This window comes from Thauera sp. DNT-1, from assembly GCF_055393985.1.
In genome coordinates this window covers 3,264,994-3,278,610 of sequence record NZ_AP043752.1, presented here as the reverse complement: position 1 = coordinate 3,278,610, position 13,617 = coordinate 3,264,994, and the positions used below count along the sequence as shown (strand labels likewise).

At 68.1% G+C, this 13,617-nt stretch carries 14 protein-coding genes and 1 pseudogene; all 15 read left to right on the top strand.

What is annotated here, in order from left to right; all coding sequences use genetic code 11:
- The first annotated feature begins 4 nt into the window (after nucleotides 1-4).
- A complete protein-coding gene (locus ACZ5PP_RS15130) occupies nucleotides 5-1,084 on the top strand; it encodes a methionine ABC transporter ATP-binding protein (protein WP_273421263.1) in 1,080 nt (359 codons plus the stop codon).
- Nucleotides 1,065-1,721, top strand: a complete 657-nt coding sequence (locus tag ACZ5PP_RS15125; RefSeq protein WP_004302320.1) for a methionine ABC transporter permease — start codon at nucleotides 1,065-1,067, stop codon at nucleotides 1,719-1,721. Before ACZ5PP_RS15130 ends, ACZ5PP_RS15125 begins: the two co-directional genes overlap by 20 nt.
- A 352-nt stretch (nucleotides 1,722-2,073) precedes the next feature.
- On the top strand, nucleotides 2,074-2,658 hold the full coding sequence (gene msuE / locus ACZ5PP_RS15120) for an FMN reductase (RefSeq protein ID WP_004302319.1): 585 nt from the start codon (nucleotides 2,074-2,076) through the stop codon (nucleotides 2,656-2,658).
- Nucleotides 2,659-2,690: 32 nt separating this feature from the next.
- Nucleotides 2,691-3,803, top strand: coding sequence for a dimethylsulfone monooxygenase SfnG (gene sfnG / locus ACZ5PP_RS15115; protein ID WP_464826203.1), 1,113 nt, complete (start codon nucleotides 2,691-2,693; stop codon nucleotides 3,801-3,803).
- Between the two features lie 14 nt (nucleotides 3,804-3,817).
- Nucleotides 3,818-4,966, top strand: coding sequence for an FMNH2-dependent alkanesulfonate monooxygenase (gene ssuD, locus ACZ5PP_RS15110; RefSeq protein ID WP_464826202.1), 1,149 nt, complete (start codon nucleotides 3,818-3,820; stop codon nucleotides 4,964-4,966).
- Complete coding sequence (locus ACZ5PP_RS15105; protein WP_004302314.1) at nucleotides 4,963-5,805, top strand: amidohydrolase family protein; 843 nt, start codon at nucleotides 4,963-4,965, stop codon at nucleotides 5,803-5,805. Before ssuD ends, ACZ5PP_RS15105 begins: the two co-directional genes overlap by 4 nt.
- 194 nt (nucleotides 5,806-5,999) lie before the next feature.
- Nucleotides 6,000-6,560, top strand: coding sequence for a carboxymuconolactone decarboxylase family protein (locus ACZ5PP_RS15100; protein WP_004302312.1), 561 nt, complete (start codon nucleotides 6,000-6,002; stop codon nucleotides 6,558-6,560).
- Nucleotides 6,557-7,642: an acyl-CoA dehydrogenase family protein gene (locus tag ACZ5PP_RS15095; protein WP_004302310.1), complete on the top strand. Its 1,086-nt coding sequence runs from the start codon at nucleotides 6,557-6,559 to the stop codon at nucleotides 7,640-7,642. The genes ACZ5PP_RS15100 and ACZ5PP_RS15095 overlap by 4 nt, the downstream gene beginning before the upstream one ends.
- Nucleotides 7,639-8,487: an ABC transporter ATP-binding protein gene (locus tag ACZ5PP_RS15090; protein WP_464826201.1), complete on the top strand. Its 849-nt coding sequence runs from the start codon at nucleotides 7,639-7,641 to the stop codon at nucleotides 8,485-8,487. Before ACZ5PP_RS15095 ends, ACZ5PP_RS15090 begins: the two co-directional genes overlap by 4 nt.
- 16 nt (nucleotides 8,488-8,503) lie before the next feature.
- Nucleotides 8,504-9,742, top strand: coding sequence for an ABC transporter substrate-binding protein (locus tag ACZ5PP_RS15085; protein ID WP_004304889.1), 1,239 nt, complete (start codon nucleotides 8,504-8,506; stop codon nucleotides 9,740-9,742).
- A gap of 5 nt (nucleotides 9,743-9,747) precedes the next feature.
- Nucleotides 9,748-10,497 carry an ABC transporter permease gene (locus tag ACZ5PP_RS15080; protein WP_040828796.1) on the top strand — a complete coding sequence of 250 codons (750 nt, stop codon included), beginning with the start codon at nucleotides 9,748-9,750 and terminating at the stop codon, nucleotides 10,495-10,497.
- 79 nt (nucleotides 10,498-10,576) lie between these two features.
- On the top strand, nucleotides 10,577-11,923 hold the full coding sequence (chrA, locus tag ACZ5PP_RS15075; protein ID WP_004304884.1) for a chromate efflux transporter: 1,347 nt from the start codon (nucleotides 10,577-10,579) through the stop codon (nucleotides 11,921-11,923).
- A 36-nt stretch (nucleotides 11,924-11,959) separates the two neighbouring features.
- A complete protein-coding gene (locus tag ACZ5PP_RS15070; RefSeq protein WP_004304881.1) occupies nucleotides 11,960-12,109 on the top strand; it encodes a chromate resistance protein ChrB domain-containing protein in 150 nt (49 codons plus the stop codon).
- Nucleotides 12,106-13,320 carry an MFS transporter gene (locus ACZ5PP_RS15065; RefSeq protein WP_004304879.1) on the top strand — a complete coding sequence of 405 codons (1,215 nt, stop codon included), beginning with the start codon at nucleotides 12,106-12,108 and terminating at the stop codon, nucleotides 13,318-13,320. The genes ACZ5PP_RS15070 and ACZ5PP_RS15065 overlap by 4 nt, the downstream gene beginning before the upstream one ends.
- Nucleotides 13,321-13,387: 67 nt before the next feature.
- Nucleotides 13,388-13,612: pseudogene (locus ACZ5PP_RS15060) on the top strand (chromate efflux transporter); the annotation flags it as partial.
- Nucleotides 13,613-13,617 lie beyond the last annotated feature (5 nt).

Genomic DNA, 13,617 nt, shown 5'->3' with positions numbered 1-13,617 from the left:
CACCATGGACCGGCTTGCAACCCGCATCGAGCAGTCGCTCGCCCACATCCGGCTGGAGGCGATCGGCAAGACCTACGACACCGGCCGCGGCGCGGTCACCGCGCTGGAAGACATCGACCTCGACATCCAGCGCGGCGAGATCTTCGGCATCATCGGCCGCAGCGGCGCCGGCAAGTCCTCGCTGATCCGCACCCTGAACCGGCTCGAAGACCCGAGCAGCGGCAAGGTGCTGATCGACGGGCGCGACATCGCGACACTGGACGAGAACGAGCTCGTCGGCCTGCGCCGGCGCGTCGGCATGATCTTCCAGCACTTCAACCTGATGTCGGCGAAGACAGTGTGGCAGAACGTGGCCCTGCCGCTGAAGGTGGCGGGCACGAGCGCGGCCGACATCGAGCGCCGTGTGGCCGAGCTGCTGGAGCTGGTCGGCCTGACCGAGAAGCGCGACAGGTATCCGGCGCAGTTGTCGGGCGGGCAGAAGCAGCGCGTGGGCATCGCGCGCGCCCTGGTGCACCAGCCCGAGATCCTGCTGTGCGACGAGGCGACCTCGGCGCTCGACCCGGAGAGCACCCAGGCCATCCTCGCGCTGCTGAAGGACATCAACCAGCGCCTGGGCCTCACCGTCGTGCTGATCACCCACGAGATGGAGGTGATCCACGAGATCTGCCACCGCGTGGTGGTGCTGGAACGCGGCCGCGTGGTGGAGCAAGGCCCGGTGTGGCAGGTGTTCGGCGACCCGCAGCACGAGGTCACGCGCAGCCTGCTCGGCACCGTGCATCACGACCTGCCCGACGACCTCAACGGCCGCATCCACCCCGAGCGCAGCGCGGAAGCGCGCGCGCTGCTGCTCGACCTGCACTTCACCGGCGTCAGCCGCCGCGACCCCGACCTGCTGTCGATCGCCAGCGTGCTGGGCGCCGGCACCCGGCTCGTGCATGGAGGCATCGACCGCATCCAGGGGCGGGCGCAGGGCCATCTGCTGGTGAGCGTGGATTCGAGCGAACCGGCCGCGGACATCATCCGCCGCGCACGCGGCCTGGCCGACAAGGTGGGAGGACTGGGTTATGTCGCCCTTGCTCATTGATCGGCTGCTCACCGGCGCCTGGGAGACCTTCGTGATGATCGGCGTGTCGTCGCTGATCACGCTGCTGCTCGGCATCCCGCTGGCGCTGATCCTGGTCGCCACCGCGCGCGACGGCATCTTCGCGGCGCGCTGGGCCAACAGCGTGCTCGGCAGCGTGGTGAACGTCGTCCGCTCGATTCCGTTCCTGATCCTGATGGTGGCGATGATCCCGATCACCCGCCTGCTCGTCGGCACCAGCTACGGGGTGTGGGCCGCGATCGTGCCGCTGAGTGCGGCCGCGGTCCCCTTCTTCGCCCGCATCGCCGAGGTCAGCCTGCGCGAGGTGGACCGCGGCCTGATCGAAGCGGCGCAGGCGATGGGCTGCAAGCGCTGGCACATCATCTGGCACGTGCTGCTGCCCGAGGCCCGGCCGGGCATCGTCGCCGGGTTCACCATCACGCTGGTGAGCATGATCAACGCCTCGGCGGTGGCGGGTGCGATCGGCGCCGGCGGGCTGGGCGACCTCGCCTACCGCTACGGCTATCAGCGCTTCGACACCGACGTGATGCTGACCGTGATCGTGCTGCTGGTGGCGCTGGTGACCGTGATCCAGTTCGGCGGCGACCGGCTGGCGCTGAGGCTGAACAAGCGGGGCTGAAGACCCGCGCCGAACGGATCGGCGCCACCCCCTCCACCCTGCAATCATGCAAATACCGATCCCGCCGCGCTCATAGTGGCGGGATCGGCGTTTTTGGCGTGATGAATCCCGACCGCGCCGAACACCACTCCTTTTGGCGCGATGCACGGCATATCGCGCCATTCCGGGCTGGAGGCGCAGCTGCTGCGTGAGCAGCAGTTCGATCCGGCCTCTGCTGCGGCGCCAGCAGCAGCGTCGACGCCATATTCTCAAGCCACTGTTTTACAAGCACAAAGCTCCTGGCACGCACCGTGCTAATGCTCATGCAAGTGCCAACCCTGGCACGCCGCACACAACCCACAAAGGTGAAAGCATGAGCAAGCCCATCAAAGTCGTGGCCGTTTCCGGCGGCCTGCAACGTCCCTCCCGCACCCTGACCGTCGTCGAAGCGCTGATCGACGCCCTGGGCGAGCAGGCTTCGATCGACGTGCGCCTGATCGAACTCGGCACCGTCGGCCCCAAGCTGGCCGGCGCGCTCTACCCCTCGCAGTTGCCCGATGAGGTCAAGGCCGACATCGCCGCGATCGAAGCGGCGGACTTCCTGGTGGTGGCGAGCCCGGTGTATCGCGCCTCCTTCACCGGGCTGTTCAAGCACCTGTTCGATTTCGTCGACCACAACGCGCTGATCGACGTGCCGGTGCTGCTGGCCGCCACCGGCGGCAGCGACCGCCACGCGCTGGTCATCGAGCACCAGCTTCGCCCGCTGTTCAGCTTCTTCCAGGCCCATACGCTGCCGATCGGCGTGTATGGCAGCGAGGCCGAAATCCAGGGCTATCAGATCACCAGCCCGGCGCTGCAGGCGCGCATCGACCTCGCGGCCGAGCGGGCGCGCCCCTTCCTGCGCCCCCGCGCGCCCGTCGTCTCGAGCGTGCTCAAGAACGCGCGCGCGGCCGCCTGACCCCCCGGATCGACAGACAAGGAAACACGCACATGAGTCGCGACAACATCAAATTCGCCTACTGGGTGCCCAACGTCAGTGGCGGGCTGGTCGTCAGCAAGATCGAGCAGCGCACGAGCTGGGACATCGACTACAACCGCAAGCTGGCGCAGATCGCCGAGCACGCAGGTTTCGACTACGCCCTGTCGCAGATCCGCTTCACCGCCGGCTATGGCGCCGAATACCAGCACGAGTCGGTGGCGATCAGCCATGCGCTCTTGGCCGCGACCGAAAAGCTGCGCGTGATCGCCGCGGTGCTGCCCGGGCCGTGGCATCCGGCGGTGCTGGCCAAGCAGATCGCCACCATCGACCAACTCACCGGCGGCCGCGTGGCGGTCAATGTGGTGTCGGGCTGGTTCCGCGGCGAGTTCCACGGCATCGGCGAGCCCTGGCTGGAACACGACGAGCGCTATCGCCGCTCGCAGGAGTTCATCGAGGTGCTCAAGGGCATCTGGACCCAGGACAACTTCACCTACAAGGGCGACTTCTACCGCTTCCACGACTACACCTTGAAGCCCAAGCCCCTGCAGCAGCCGCATCCGGAGATCTTCCAGGGCGGCAGTTCGCGCGCCGCGCGCGACATGGCTTCCCGGGTGTCCGACTGGTATTTCACCAACGGCAACACCGTCGAAGGCATCAAGGCGCAGGTCGACGATATCCGCGCCAAGGCGGCCGCCAACGGGCACCGGGTCAAGGTCGGCGTCAATGCCTTCATCATCGCCCGCGACACAGAGGAAGAGGCGCAGGCGGTGCTGCAGGAGATCATCGACAAGGCCGACCCGGAGGCGGTCAATGCCTTCGGCGACGCGGTGAAGCAGGCCGGCAAGGCGAGCCCGGAAGGCGAAGGCAACTGGGCCAAGTCCACCTTCCAGGATCTGGTGCAGTATAACGACGGCTTCAAGACCAACCTGATCGGCACGCCGCAGCAGATCGCCGAGCGCATCGTCGCGCCGAAGGCGGTCGGCGTGGATCTGGTGCTGAGCGGCTTCCTGCACTTCCAGGAGGAAGTGGCCTACTTCGGCGAGAAGGTGCTGCCGCTGGTGCGCGCGCTTGAGGCGAAGGCTGCTGCCGCGAAGCCGGCACCCGAACTGGCCGAAGCGGCCTGAGGACGGGGAAAGACATGAGTCTCGACATCTTCTGGTTCCTGCCCACCGCCGGCGACACGCGCTACCTCGGCAAGTCCAGCTCCGGGCGCCCGGTCAGCATCGAATACATGCAGCAGATCGCGGTGACCGCCGACAACCTGGGCTACGACGGCATCCTGATCCCCACCGGCAGCGGCTGCCTCGACCCCTGGGTGGTGGCGGGCAGCGTGGCGCCGGTGACGCGTAAGATCAAGCTGCTGGTGGCGCTGCGCACCGCGCTGACCAAGCCGACCGCCGCCGCACGCATGGCGGCGACACTGGACCAGGCCACCCGGGGCCGGCTGCTGCTCAACGTGGTGGCGGGCGGCGACTCCGCGGAGCTGGCCGGCGACGGCATCTTCCTCGACCACGACGCGCGCTACGACGAGGCGAGCGAGTTCCTCACCATCTGGCGCCGACTGCTGCAGGGCGAGACGGTCGATTACGAGGGCGGACATCACAAGGTGAAGGACGCGCAACTGCTCTTTCCCGCGCTGCAGAAACCCTACCCGCCGCTGTATTTCGGCGGCTCGTCGAACGCCGCCCACGACCTCGCGGCCGAGCATGTCGACGCCTACCTGACCTGGGGCGAGCCGCCCGCGGCGGTGGCCGAGAAGATCGCCGACGTGCGTGCGCGTGCGGCGAAGCGCGGGCGCAAGGTCCGCTTCGGCGTCCGCCTGCACGTGATCGTGCGCGAGACCAACGAGGAAGCCTGGGCCGAGGCCGACAAGCTCATCAGCCGCCTCGACGATGACACCATCGCCAAGGTGCAGGCGCGCTTCGCGACGATGGATTCCGAAGGCCAGCGCCGCATGGCTGCGCTGCACGGCGGCCGGCGCGACAAGCTCGAGGTCAGCCCCAACCTGTGGGCGGGCGTGGGCCTGGTGCGCGGCGGTGCGGGCACGGCGCTGGTGGGCGATCCGCACACCGTGGCGACGCGCCTCAGGGAATATGCCGATCTGGGCGTCGACAGCTTCGTCCTCTCCGGCTATCCGCATCTCGAGGAAGCCTGGCGCTTCGCCGAGCTGGTGTTCCCGCTGCTGCCAGGCAAGGCGCCGGTGACGATCCAGGATCAGGTGATCACCGGCGGCCCGTTCGACCAGAGCACGGTCAGGACCCCGGCAGCGGTGAAGGCGGCGGCATGAAAGTCATCGACATGCGCTGCCGGCCGGCTTTCCTGCACGACTTCTTCGGGGCCACGCCGGGCACACCCGAATACGATACCGCGCGCTGGCTCAACCGGCGCGTGGGCACACGCGGCAGCGACGAGCACTTCACGCGTTCCCACACACAGGAGGGTTTCCTCGCCGAAGTGCGCGACGCGGGGCTGAGCAAGGCCGTCGTGGTCGGTCGCCACACGCCGTCGCAGCACCTGCCGAGCGAACTGATCCACCGCATCACGCACGGCCATGACGAGCTGCTCGGCATCGCCGGCGTCGATCCGGTGATCCAGGGGCGTGCCGCAGTGGAGGAGGCCGAGCGCGCGATCCGCGACCTCGGGCTGGCGGGCATCGACATCGAACCGGGCTTCGGCAGCCCCGCCCACCACGTCGATGACCCGGCGTACTTTCCGATCTACGAGGTGTGCGCGCAGCTCGGCGTGCCGGTGTTCCTGATGACCGGCCCGACCACGCCCGACCCGCGCTTCAACGACCCGGCGCCGCTGGCCAACGTGGCGCGGGCGTTTCCGCAACTGCCGATCGTGAGCTACCACGGCTGGTGGCCGAACGTGGCGCAGGCGATCGGCCTCGCCTTCCGCTACGAGAACATCCACCTCGTGCCCGACATGTACCTCTTCGTCGCCGGTAGCAAGGCCTATGTGGAGGCGGCGAACGGCTTCATGGCGGATCAGTTCCTGTTCGGCTCGTCCTACCCCTTCCGCCCGATCCGCCAGTCGATCGGCGACTTCCTCGAGCTGGGCCTGCGCGAGTCGGCGCTGGACAAGGCGCTGTACGGCAACGCGGCGCGGCTGTTCGGGCTGTAACGACACGGCGGCGATTGACCAAGCCCCTGGGGCGACCGGCCACCGCCTGCGGACCATCCCGGAGGTGGCCGGCACCGCGCCAGAGTCAATATGGATATGCGCTCGCCGCTGATAAGCAAAGCAGATCTTCTTGGTTCGGTCCGTCGCGCAGGCTCAGCACAATTGCGTCCGTTTCCCGATCCGGATCGAACCCCATGTCCCGTCTGCCCCTGCAAAACCTCGAAACCGCCCCGGAAGCCAGCCGCCCCTTCATCGAACGAGCGCTCGGCAACAACGGCTTCGTGCCCAACCTGATCGGCGTGCTGGCCAACGCGCCCACCGCGGTGGAGACCTACTTCACCGTCGGCGAGATCAATGGCCGCGCCAGCCTGACCCTGGCCGAGCGCGAGGTGGTGCAGATCACCGCCGCCAGCGTGCATGGCTGCGAGTTCTGCGTCAGCGGCCACTCGGCGATCGCGCTCAAGAAGGCCGGCTTCGACCGCGCCACGGTGGTCGCCCTGCAGCAGCGCGGCATCACCGGCATTGCGCGCTACGACGCCCTCGTCGCCTTTACCCGCGCGGTGATCGTCAGCCGCGGCAACGTCGGCAATGGCGAGCTGAAGGCCTTCCTCGACGCCGGCTTCACCCAGGCGCAGGCGCTGGAAGTGGTGCTCGGCATCAGCCTGGCGACGCTGTGCAACTTCGCCAACAACCTCGCCGCAAGCGAGATCAACCCGCAGTTGCAGGACTTCCGCCCCGGAGTGCTGCAACCATGAATGCGCGCATTGATGCGGTCGACGCAGACCTGAGCTGGTTCTCTATCAACGCCGAGGCCTACAACCTTGGCAACGCCGACGCCGACCAGCTCGTTCCGGAGCTGGGCCGGCGCGGGCTGTTTCGCATCGGCGTGCCGCAGGCGCTGGGCGGGGACGGCGGCGACACCTTCGACGGCGTCGAGGCAATCGCCGCCATCGCCGAGCGCTCGCTGACCGCCGCCTTCGTGTGCTGGGGGCAGCGCACCTTCATCGAGTACCTGCTGCAGTCGCCCAACGCGGCGCTGCGCGAGCGCTGGCTGCCGGCGCTGCTCGCGGGCGAGTTCGCCGGCGCCACCGGGTTGTCGAACGCGATGAAGTTCCTCTCCGGCATCGAGTCGCTGCAGTTGAACGCCACGGCCAAGGGGGAGCGCTGGCAACTCGACGGCCGGCTGCCCTGGGTGACGAACCTGCGCAAGGCCGGCTTCATCGTCGCCGCCGCAGTCGCGCGCAGCGACGGGGCGGCACCGATGGTGGTCGCCATCACCGACAGCGAGTCCGGCGTGACGCGCAGCGCAGACCTCGATCTGGTCGCGCTGCGTGGCAGCAACACCGCGGCCATCGACATTCGCGCCGCCGATATCGGGCCGGAGCATGTGCTGCACGAAGACGCGCGCAGCTTCTGCCCCGGCGTGCGTCCGGCCTTCCTGTCGCTGCAACTGGGCATGTCGATCGGCCTCGCACGCATCGCGCTACGCACCGCTGCCGAGCAGGGCAAGGGCGCGCACGCCATCCTGCTGCCGCGCGTCGGCGAAGTGTCGGCCGAACTGGAGCGACTCGTGGGCGCCGTGCGCGAGGGTCTGGCGAGCGGCCGCTTCGTGAGCGAGCCGGCGGCGCTGTTCCGAATTCGCATCCGCCTCGCCGAGATCGCCCAGACCGCGTTGGGCCTGGAGCTCGACGCCAGTGGTGGGCGGGCTTACCTGCGCGACCAGCATCGCGACTTCGCGCGGCGCTGGGTGGAAGGCGCCTTCATCCCGGTCATCACCCCCAGCCTGACGCAGTTGCAGGGCGAACTCGCCAGGCAGGCCGGAGCCTGCGCAGCATGAACGCGCCGCAGCCGCTGGCGACCACCTTGGCGATCAACGCCGCGCGGGAACGGGTGCTCGACGCCGAGGGCCTGTGTTTCGCCTACGCGAAATCCGCCCCGACCTTCGCGGACGTCTCGCTCGGCATCGGCCGGCGCGAGATCGTCTGCCTGCTTGGCGGCAGTGGCTGCGGCAAATCGACCCTGCTGCGCGTGCTCGCCGGGCTGGAGGCGGCAAGCAGCGGTGACGTGCGCTTTCTTGGCCAAGCCCTCAGTAGCCCGCATCCGCGCAGTGCGCTGGTGTTCCAGCAGGCCAGCCTGCTGCCATGGCTGAACGTGTTCGACAACGCCAGCTTCGGCCTCGACTTCAAGCACCAGCCCGCCATCGCCGCGTCCGCCCGCAAGGCGCGCGTGCACGCGGCGCTGGCCGCCGTGGGGCTGGCCGGACGCGAGCAGGCGTGGCCCGCCGAGCTGTCGGGCGGGCAGGCCCAGCGCGTCGCGCTGGCCCGCGCCCTGGCACGCGAGCCGGAGCTGCTGTTTGCCGACGAGCCTTTCTCGGCGCTGGATGCGATCACCCGTGCCGAGATGCAGCGCCTGCTGGTGGACGTCGTGCACCGCTGGCATGCGGCAGTGCTGCTCGTGACCCACGACATCGACGAAGCCATCCTGGTGGCCGACCGCATCCTGCTGATGGCCGGCAAGCCCGGCCACATCCACCGCGAGTGGGCCGTCGACATCCCGCATCCGCGTGAGGACCACGCCGAAGCGGTCACCACGCTGCGGATGCAGATCCTGGCCGCCCTGCGCACGACGACTGAGGGCGCTGCCTCCACATCTGCAGCGGCGCCAACACCTACCCATTCCTGAACAGGGGCCAGAAACCATGAATTGCAACCCCGCCGCCCGCCCGCACATCTGCCTGTCGTCCGACTGCGGCTGCGGCATGACCCGCCGCGACTTCCTGCGCCTGTCCGCCCTGACCGGCGCCGGCCTGGCCGTGCCCATGCTGCGCGCGGGCGACGCCATGGCTCAAGCCAGTACGGGCGACGATGTGCCGGTGAAGATCGGCTATCTGCCGATCACCGATGCCACGCCACTGCTGGTCGCCCATGCACGCAAGCTGTTCGAGGCCGAAGGCCTGCGCACCGAGGCGCCGCGCCTGTTCCGCAGCTGGGCACAGATCGTCGAGGCCTTCGTCTCCGGCCAGGTGAACGTCATCCACCTGCTGTCGCCGACCACCTTGTGGGTGCGCTATGGCACCAGGTTCCCGGCCAAGGTGGTGGCCTGGAACCACATGAACGGCTCGGCGCTCACCGTCGCGCATGACATCAACACGGTGGCGGACCTCGGCGGCAAGACGGTGGCGATCCCGTTCTGGTACTCGATCCACAACATCCTGCTGCAGAAGCTGCTGGTTGCGAACGGCCTGACCGCGGTGACCCGGCCGCGCGGCAGTTCGATCGCGGCCAACGAGGTCAACCTGGTCGTGCTGCCGCCGGCGGAGATGGTGTCGGCGCTGGCGGGCAAGGGCATCGCCGGCTTCATCGTCGCCGACCCGTTCAACGCCGCGGCGGAGATCAACAGAGTGGGCAAGGTGCTGCGCTTCTCCGGCGACGTGTGGAAGGACCACGCCTGCTGCGTGACCTTTCTTGCGGAGCGCGACATCGCCGAGCGCCCGCAGTGGGCGCAGCGCGTCACCACCGCCATCGTCAAGGCGCAACTGTGGACGCGCAGCAACCAGCTCGACGCCGCCAAGCTGCTTGCCACCTCCGGTGACAACCGCTACACGCCGCACTCGGTCGAGGTGCTGGCCAAGGTGTTGTCCGCCACCGACTACACGGCCTACGAGGACAGCGGCGTCGCCCGCAACAAGGGCTGGCACCAGCGCCGTGTCGACTTCCAGCCCTACCCCTTCCCGTCCTACACGGAAGAACTGGTGCGCAGTCTGCTCACCACCAAGGTCGAGGGCGATGCCAGCTTCCTGGCCAAGCTGGACCCCGCCTTCGTTGCCCGCGATCTGGTCGATGAGCGCTTCGTGCGCGAGGCGATCGCCGCGGTGGGCGGCCCGCAGGCCTTCGGTCTGCCAGCCAACCTGCTGCGGCAAGAAACCATCGTGGCCTGAAGCGCATGTCTGCACCCTTGATACTGCCTGTGCTCGGCCTCGGGCTGGCTGCCGCCTTTTGGGCAGCGACCACGCTGCTGCTGGCGACCGAGACGCCGATCCTCGCAAACTTCGCCCCGGTGGAAGCGCTGCGCGCCCTGGGCCGCCTGGTCGTTGATCCGCTGATGTGGGATCACATCGGCGTCAGCCTGCAGCGGGTTGCCGTTGGTCTCGCGGTGGCGCTCGCCATCGGCGTGCCACTGGGCATCCTCACCGGAGTGTCACGGGCGTTCGCGCACACGACCACGCCGCTGTTCCAGTTCCTGCGCATGATCTCGCCGCTGTCGTGGATGCCGATTGCGGTGATGGTGCTGGGGGTGGGCGATGCGCCGGTGTACTTCCTGCTTGCCTTCGCTGCCGTATGGCCGATCCTGCTCAACACGGCGGCAGGCGTCGCCCAGCTCGACCGCAACTGGCTGATGCTGGCGCGCAGCCTGTCGGCAACACGCTCCGAGACGATCTTCCGCGTCGTACTCCCCGGCATCGTTGCCCACATCCTGAGCGGGGTACGGCTGGCGATCGGCATCATCTGGATCATCCTGGTGCCGGCGGAGATGCTCGGCGTGTCGGCCGGTCTGGGCTACTTCATCCTCGACGCCCGCGACCGCCTCGCCTATCCGGATCTGATGGCGGCGATCCTGATCATCGGCGCACTGGGTTTCGCGCTCGACTACGCCGCGCGCTGGCTCTACCAGCACTGGCTGCACAAGCGCTGAGCGCTCCGGGAGGGGTGGGGCGCCCCCGTGACGCGCTGATTCAGCGACCATCGCGGCCAATCAATGAGGGCTCCGCAAAATGAACGCCGCACCCCCGCCGCAACAGCGCCCCGCCCTTCCCACCTTCGGCGAGGCCTTCCTGTACTGGCTGAAGCTCGGCTTCATCAGCTTCGGCGGCCCCGCCGGGCAGATCGCCATCATGCATCAGGAGCTGGTGGAGAGACGGCGCTGGATCTCCGAGCACCGCTTCCTGCACGCCCTCAACTACTGCATGCTGCTGCCCGGTCCCGAGGCGCAGCAACTCGCCATCTACATCGGCTGGCTGCTGCACCGCACCTGGGGCGGTATCGTCGCCGGCGTCCTGTTCGTGCTGCCTTCTCTCTTCATCCTCGCGGCGCTCACGTACGTCTATCTGGCCTTCGGCGATCTCACCTTCGTGCAGGGGGTGTTCAACGGCATCAAGCCGGCGGTGGTGGCCATCGTGGTGTTCGCCGCCTGGCGCATCGGCTCGCGCGCGCTGAAGAACAACATCCTGTGGGCGCTGGCGGCCCTGTCCTTTATCGCGATCTTCGTCTTCCGCGTGCCCTTTCCCTACATTGTCGTCGCGGCCGGCATTCTGGGTTTCATCGGCGGCAAGGTGGCCCCGGACAAATTCAAGGTCGGCGGCGGGCACGGCGCCTCGGACAAGAATTACGGGCCGGCCCTCATCGACGACGACACCCCGCCCATCGCCCATACGCGCTTTCGCTGGTCCTATCTCATCACCCTCTTGGTGATGGCGCTGGCGATCTGGGCGGTGGCCATGGCCTTGCTGGGCCACCCGGTGTTGCAGGACATGGGGGAGTTCTTCACCAAGGCGGCACTCGTCACCTTCGGTGGCGCCTACGCGGTATTGCCTTATGTCTATCAGGGCGGTGTCGAACACTATCAGTGGCTGACCGCCACGCAGATGATCGACGGCCTGGCCTTGGGCGAAACCACGCCGGGGCCGCTCATCATGGTGGTGTCCTTCGTCGGCTTCGTCGGCGCGTGGACCAAGGAGATCTTCGGTCCCGACGCCCTGCTGCTGGCAGGGTTCGTGGGCGCCTCGGTGGCCACCTTCTTCACCTTTCTGCCCAGCTTCGTCTTCATCCTGGCCGGCGCACCCCTGGTGGAATCCACCCACGGCAACCTGAAGTTCACCGCGCCGCTCACCGGCATCACCGCCGCCGTGGTGGGCGTGATTCTCAACCTGGCCCTCTTTTTCGGCTGGCACGTGATCTTCCCCCATGCCACCGACGCCGCGCCGTTCTCCGGCGGCTTCGAGTGGTTCTACGCGCTGATCTCGGTGGCGGCCTTCATCGCGCTGTGGAAGTATAAGCAGGACATCATGAAAGTGATCGGCGCCTGCGCCGCCATCGGCCTCGTTTACACGTACCTGGCGTGACGACTCCGCCGCATTTCCAGAAATGGAGGATGGAACATGCAATGGGTCACCCGCGAACGCCCCAAGATCGACCGGATCGCCTGCCCCTGGCTGGTCACGCGCTTCATCGATGAGGCTCCCGAGTTCCTCTACGTGCCGGCTGGCGACGTGCTGAAGAAGGTCCCTCGCCTGCGCTGTTTGAAATGATGCTGCTGCCCGCGGGAACCGCGCCCGAGGCGCGCCTGCTGCTGATCGGCCGCGCCCTGCGGGCCTTCACCGACGGCTTTGTGGCCATTCTGCTGCCGGTTTATCTGCTCACGCTCGGGTTCGGCACGTGGGAGGTCGGGCTGATCAGCACCGTCACCCTGCTCGGATCGGCGCTGGCGACCCTGGCCGTCGGGCAGTGGGGACATCGTTTCCCGCAGCGCCGGCTACTCCTCGCCGCTGCTTGCCTGATGGCCGCCACGGGTCTGCTGCTGGCCGGCCTGGGCGGTATCGGCGCCTTCTGGCCGCTGCTGATCGTCGCCTTCGTCGGTACGATGAACCCGAGCTCCGGCGACGTCAGCGTCTTCCTGCCGCTGGAGCATGCGCGGCTGGCCGAATCGGCGCAAGGCGAGGCGCGCACGTTCCTGTTCGCGCGCTACACCTTCGTCGGCGCCTTGTGTGCCGCGACCGGTTCGCTGGCGACAGTGATCCCGCAAGTGTTGACGGATGCCGGCCTGGCCCCGATCGACGCGTTGCGCCTGATGTTCGTCGCCTACGGGCTAACCGGCGTCGCGATCTTCGTCCTGTATCGCGCCGTGCCGGACCACCCCGTGCATGAGCATGCGTCGCCCGCGCCGCTGGGGCCTTCGCGCGGCATCGTGGTCAAACTGGCGGCGCTGTTCTCGGTCGATGCCTTCGCCGGAGGCTTGATCGTCAATACCTTGCTCGCGCTCTGGCTGTTCGAGCGTTTCGGCCTCTCGCTCGCCGCCGCCGGCCAGTTCTTCTTCTGGGCCGGGCTGCTGTCGGCCGGCTCCCAACTCGCCGCCCCCTGGGTGGCGCGCCGCATTGGCCTGATCAACACGATGGTGTTTACCCACATCCCGTCGAGCGTCTGCCTGATCCTCGCTGCCTTCGCCGATAGCCTGCCGGAGGCGCTCGCGCTGCTGTTCCTGCGCAGCGCCCTGTCGCAGATGGACGTGCCGACGCGCTCGGCCTTCGTCATGGCGGTGGTGACGCCGTCCGAGCGCGCCGCAGCGGCGAGCTTCACCACCGTTCCCAGGAGCCTCGCCGCTGCAGCGAGCCCCGCCATCGGCGGTGCCCTGTTCGCCGCCGGCTGGCTGGCGGCGCCGCTGGTGACCTGCGGGCTGCTCAAGATCGCCTATGACTTTGCACTCTGGCGCGCGTTTCGGAAGTACGAGAAACCCTCCTCTTGAGAGTGCTTGTGCGTAAGCACATGGCGCGCCCTGACGAACGATTCTTTCCGTTTCGTGAGCTGACACCATCACCGCCGCCGTGGTGGGGGTGATCCTCAACCTGGCGCCGTTCTTCGGCTGGCACGTGATCTTCCCGCGCGCGACCGAAGCCGCACCGTTCTGCGGCGGCTTCGAGTGGCTCTACGCGCTGATCTCGCCAGCGGCCTTCATCGCGCTGTGGAAGTACAAGCAGGATGTCATGAAGGTGATTGCGGCATGCGCCACCGTCGGGCTCGTTCAGGCCCTGCTCTGAGGGGC